Consider the following 4729-nt stretch of genomic DNA (forward strand, 5'->3'; position numbering starts at 1 on the left):
GTTCAGGCAGCCATCGCGGCGGGTACGGGGCTCTTCGGCTGAGGCTCCGACCGACTGCCAGGGGCGCGGCTGTTAGGCAGGGGTCACCGCGGCGGCGATGCCGCCGACTTACCAGCCCCGCTCGTGCCACTCGCCGAGGTGAGGCCGCTCGGCACCGAGCGTCGTGTCGTTGCCGTGGCCCGGGTACACCCAGGTCTCGTCCGGAAGCACGTCGAAGATCTTCGTCTCGACGTCGTGGATCAGACTGGCGAACGCCTCCGGGTCCTTGCGGGTGTTGCCCACGCCGCCCGGGAAGAGGCAGTCCCCGGTGAACACGTGCGGGTGTCCGTGCGGGTCGTCGTAGACGAGGGCGATGGAGCCCGGCGTGTGGCCGACCAGGTGGCGTGCGGTCAGCTCCACGTGCCCCACGCGGATGACGTCACCGTCGTCGACCGGGACGTCGGTGGGGACGGGGATGCCCTCGGCGTCGGCCCGCCCGGCGTACGTACGCGCGTGCGTGGCCGCGACGACCTCGGCGAGCGCCTGCCAGTGGTCGCCGTGCTGGTGCGTGGTGACGACGGACGCGATGCCGTCGTCACCGATCATGCCCAGCAGGGTCTGCGCCTCGTTGGCGGCGTCGATCAGGAGCTGCTCGTCGGTGGCCCGGCAGCGCAGCAGATAGGCGTTGTTGTTCATCGGGCCGACCGCGATCTTGGTGATCATCAGGTCCTTGAGCTCGTGCACGTCGGCGGGCCCGCCGACCGTCACCTGTCCGCTGTACGTCATGGCGGCCAGCCTATAGCGGGGGCAGCGAGGGGAGGGTGCCGCCGTGGACCGTCAGCGCCGAGCCCTCGCGGCGGCCGGCCAGCCAGCCGAGGAGAGCGGCGGGGGTGCCCGTGACCGTGACCTCGGGCAGGTTCGCGTCCCGGCCCGTGCTCCACGCGCGCGTGCCGTCCGCGAGGCTCGTGGCCGGCACCTCGGGGTGTCCGGAGAAGCGCTCGGCGAGGAAGGTGATCTCCCGTTCCGTGAACTCCTCGGGCAGGTCCTCCAGCTCGTACCCGATCCCGAGATCCACATGGTGCAGCTCCACCTCGACCCACCTGCGGAACGGCACCCGGGACGCCGAGTCGGTGACCCCGTTGCGCAGCTCGACCGTGCGTGACCAGTCGGCCGGCTCGGCTCCCGCCTCCTGGAAGCGGGCGGCGCTGTCGCGGAGGTCGGCGAGCTGGACGGCGAGGGCGCGCGGGGCGTCACGCTCGATGTCGGCGTCGCGCGCTTCGGCCGAGGAATACATGGGCCGCCCCCGCAAAACGTTCACCAGGGCGTCGGCGTTGCGGGAGAGGTGGGCGAGGACATGGCCGCGGGTCCAGCCCGGCAGCCGTGACGACTGCGTCACGGCCGCGTTGTCCATCCTGGCGGCTGCGGTCAGCAGCCGCTCGGTCGCACCACGTACAGACTCCAGGTCATGAGCGTGATCAATCATGGTGCTGACCCTAGCTCCGCCACACCTTTGGGTGAAGGTGGTGAAGCAGTGCCGTAAATCGAATGCACGTGCTATATGGTCGGGAGCGGCGTCGGGCATGCTGGAAGGCCGGGGATTGTTGTCCCCATCCGGGAATCCGACCGGCGTTGTCAGTGGCTCCCCCTAGTCTGAGAAAGCACGGGGGCCTCGCCCCTGTCACTTCTCTCAAGAAAGGTGCGGACCGGCGTGGCCGACCGTCTCATCGTCCGTGGCGCGCGCGAGCACAACCTCAAGAATGTCTCGCTCGACCTGCCACGCGACTCGCTCATCGTCTTCACGGGCCTGTCGGGGTCGGGCAAGTCCTCGCTGGCCTTCGACACCATCTTCGCGGAGGGCCAGCGGCGCTACGTGGAGTCGCTCTCCTCGTACGCCCGCCAGTTCCTCGGGCAGATGGACAAGCCCGACGTCGACTTCATCGAGGGCCTGTCGCCCGCGGTCTCGATCGACCAGAAGTCGACCTCGCGCAACCCGCGCTCGACGGTCGGCACCATCACCGAGGTCTACGACTACCTGCGTCTGCTCTTCGCGCGCATCGGCAAGCCGCACTGCCCCGAGTGCGGCCGCCCGATCTCGCGCCAGTCGCCGCAGGCCATCGTCGACCGGGTCCTGGAGCTTCCGGAGGGCAGCCGCTTCCAGGTGCTCTCGCCGCTCGTGCGCGAGCGCAAGGGCGAGTTCGTCGACCTCTTCGCCGATCTCCAGACCAAGGGCTACAGCCGCGCGCGGGTGGACGGCGAGACCGTCCAGCTCTCCAACCCGCCCACGCTGAAGAAGCAGGAGAAGCACACCATCGAGGTGGTCGTCGACCGCCTCACGGTGAAGGACTCCGCCAAGCGCCGCCTCACCGACTCCGTGGAGACCGCCCTCGGCCTCTCCGGCGGCATGGTCGTGCTCGACTTCGTCGACCTCCCCGAGGACGACCCCGAGCGCGAGCGCATGTTCTCGGAGCACCTGTACTGCCCGTACGACGACCTGTCCTTCGAGGAGCTGGAGCCCCGCTCCTTCTCCTTCAACTCGCCCTTCGGCGCCTGCCCCGAGTGCACCGGCATCGGCACCCGCATGGAGGTCGACCCCGAGCTGATCGTCCCCGACGAGGACAAGTCCCTCGACGAGGGCGCGATCCACCCCTGGTCGCACGGCCACACCAAGGACTACTTCGGCCGGCTCATCGGCGCCCTCGCGGACGCGCTGGGCTTCCGGACCGACATCCCCTTCGCGGGGCTGCCCCAGCGCGCCAAGAAGGCCCTGCTGTACGGCCACAAGACGCAGATCGAGGTCCGCTACCGCAACCGGTACGGCCGCGAGCGGGTCTATACGACCCCCTTCGAAGGGGCCGTGCCCTTCGTCAAGCGCCGGCACAGCGAGTCCGAGTCCGACGCCAGCCGGGAGCGCTTCGAGGGCTACATGCGCGAGGTGCCCTGTCCCACCTGTGAGGGCACCCGGCTCAAGCCGCTCGTCCTCGCGGTCACGGTCATGGGCAAGTCGATCGCCGAGGTCTCCAGCATGTCCATCAGCGACTGCGCGGACTTCCTGGGCGAGCTGAAGCTCAGCGCCCGCGACAAGAAGATCGCCGAGCGGGTGCTGAAGGAGGTCAACGAACGGCTGAAGTTCCTGGTCGACGTCGGCCTGGACTACCTCTCGCTGAACCGCGCGGCCGGCACCCTCTCCGGCGGCGAGGCCCAGCGCATCCGCCTGGCCACCCAGATCGGCTCCGGACTCGTCGGTGTCCTGTACGTCCTGGACGAGCCGTCCATCGGCCTGCACCAGCGCGACAACCACCGGCTCATCGAGACCCTGGTCCGGCTGCGGGACATGGGCAACACGCTCATCGTCGTCGAGCACGACGAGGACACCATCAAGGTCGCCGACTGGGTCGTCGACATCGGTCCCGGCGCCGGTGAGCACGGCGGCAAGGTCGTGCACAGCGGCTCCCTGAAGGAGCTGCTCGCCAACGACGAGTCGCAGACCGGCCAGTACCTGTCGGGCAAGAAGGCCATCCCGCTGCCCCACATCCGGCGTCCCCTCGACCCGTCCCGGCAGCTCACCGTGCACGGCGCCCGGGAGAACAACCTCCAGGACATCGACGTGTCCTTCCCGCTGGGCGTGTTCACCGCGGTCACGGGCGTGTCCGGGTCCGGCAAGTCGACCCTGGTCAACGACATCCTGTACACCCACCTGGCGCGCGAGCTCAACGGCGCGAGGAGCGTCCCGGGCCGCCACACGCGCGTGGACGGCGACGACCTGGTCGACAAGGTCGTGCACGTCGACCAGTCGCCCATCGGCCGCACCCCGCGTTCCAACCCGGCGACCTACACCGGTGTCTTCGACCATGTCCGCAGGCTGTTCGCCGAGACCACCGAGGCGAAGGTCCGCGGCTACCAGCCCGGCCGCTTCTCCTTCAACGTCAAGGGCGGCCGCTGCGAGAACTGCGCGGGCGACGGCACCATCAAGATCGAGATGAACTTCCTCCCGGACGTCTACGTCCCGTGCGAGGTCTGCCACGGCGCCCGGTACAACCGGGAGACCCTGGAGGTCCACTACAAGGGCAAGTCCATCGCCGACGTCCTGAACATGCCGATCGAGGAGGCCACGGACTTCTTCGACGCCGTCCCGGCGATCGCCCGCCACCTCAACACCCTGAAGGACGTCGGCCTCGGCTACGTCCGTCTGGGCCAGGCCGCGACCACCCTGTCCGGCGGTGAGGCGCAGCGCGTCAAGCTCGCCAGCGAGCTCCAGAAGCGCTCCACCGGCCGTACGGTCTACGTCCTGGACGAGCCGACCACCGGTCTGCACTTCGAGGACATCAGCAAGCTGCTGAAGGTCCTGTCAGGCCTGGTCGACAAGGGCAACACCGTCATCGTCATCGAGCACAACCTCGACGTGATCAAGACGGCCGACTGGATCGTCGACATGGGTCCCGAGGGCGGTGCGGGCGGCGGACTGGTCGTCGCCGAGGGCACCCCGGAGGAGGTCGCCGGAGTCCCGGCCAGCCACACCGGCAAGTTCCTGAGGGAGATCCTCGGCGCCGACCGGATCAGCGACGGGGCCGCGGTGAAGGCCCCGCGCAAGGCACCGGCCAAGAAGACGACCGCGGCGAAGAAGACCGTCGCCGCCAAGTCGTCGCCCGCGAAGAAGACGGCGACGGCCAGGACCACGGCGACCAAGAAGGCCACCACCGGTACGGCGGCGAAGAAGGCCGCCGAAGTCACCAAGAAGGCCGCCCCCGCGAAG

Annotated in this window: 3 protein-coding genes; 1 reads left to right on the forward strand and 2 read right to left on the reverse strand. The window is 69.3% G+C overall.

The genetic code is table 11. The features are described from left to right. Nucleotides 1–108: 108 nt before the first annotated feature. Together ACFULQ_RS48585 and ACFULQ_RS48590 are read right to left on the reverse strand one after the other, a co-directional pair. Nucleotides 109–765, reverse strand: a complete 657-nt coding sequence (locus tag ACFULQ_RS48585; protein ID WP_383558126.1) for an MBL fold metallo-hydrolase — start codon at nucleotides 763–765, stop codon at nucleotides 109–111. A 10-nt stretch (nucleotides 766–775) separates the two neighbouring features. Continuing rightward, a complete protein-coding gene (locus ACFULQ_RS48590; protein WP_383558128.1) occupies nucleotides 776–1462 on the reverse strand; it encodes a maleylpyruvate isomerase family mycothiol-dependent enzyme in 687 nt (228 codons plus the stop codon). Between the two features lie 225 nt (nucleotides 1463–1687). Here ACFULQ_RS48590 and uvrA point away from each other — a divergent pair. Beyond that, the coding region (uvrA, locus tag ACFULQ_RS48595) for an excinuclease ABC subunit UvrA (RefSeq protein WP_383558130.1) at nucleotides 1688–4729 on the forward strand (3042 nt) is incomplete at its 3' end.

This window comes from Streptomyces sp. NPDC057253, from assembly GCF_042669125.1.
Lineage (GTDB): Bacteria > Actinomycetota > Actinomycetes > Streptomycetales > Streptomycetaceae > Streptomyces.

Excerpts from the sequence above, each read along its gene's own strand:
- ACFULQ_RS48590 (WP_383558128.1), bottom strand. The coding sequence starts at position 1,462 with ATGATTGATCACGCTCATGACCTGGAGTCTGTACGTGGTGCGACCGAG.
- ACFULQ_RS48585 (WP_383558126.1), bottom strand. The coding sequence starts at position 765 with ATGACGTACAGCGGACAGGTGACGGTCGGCGGGCCCGCCGACGTGCAC.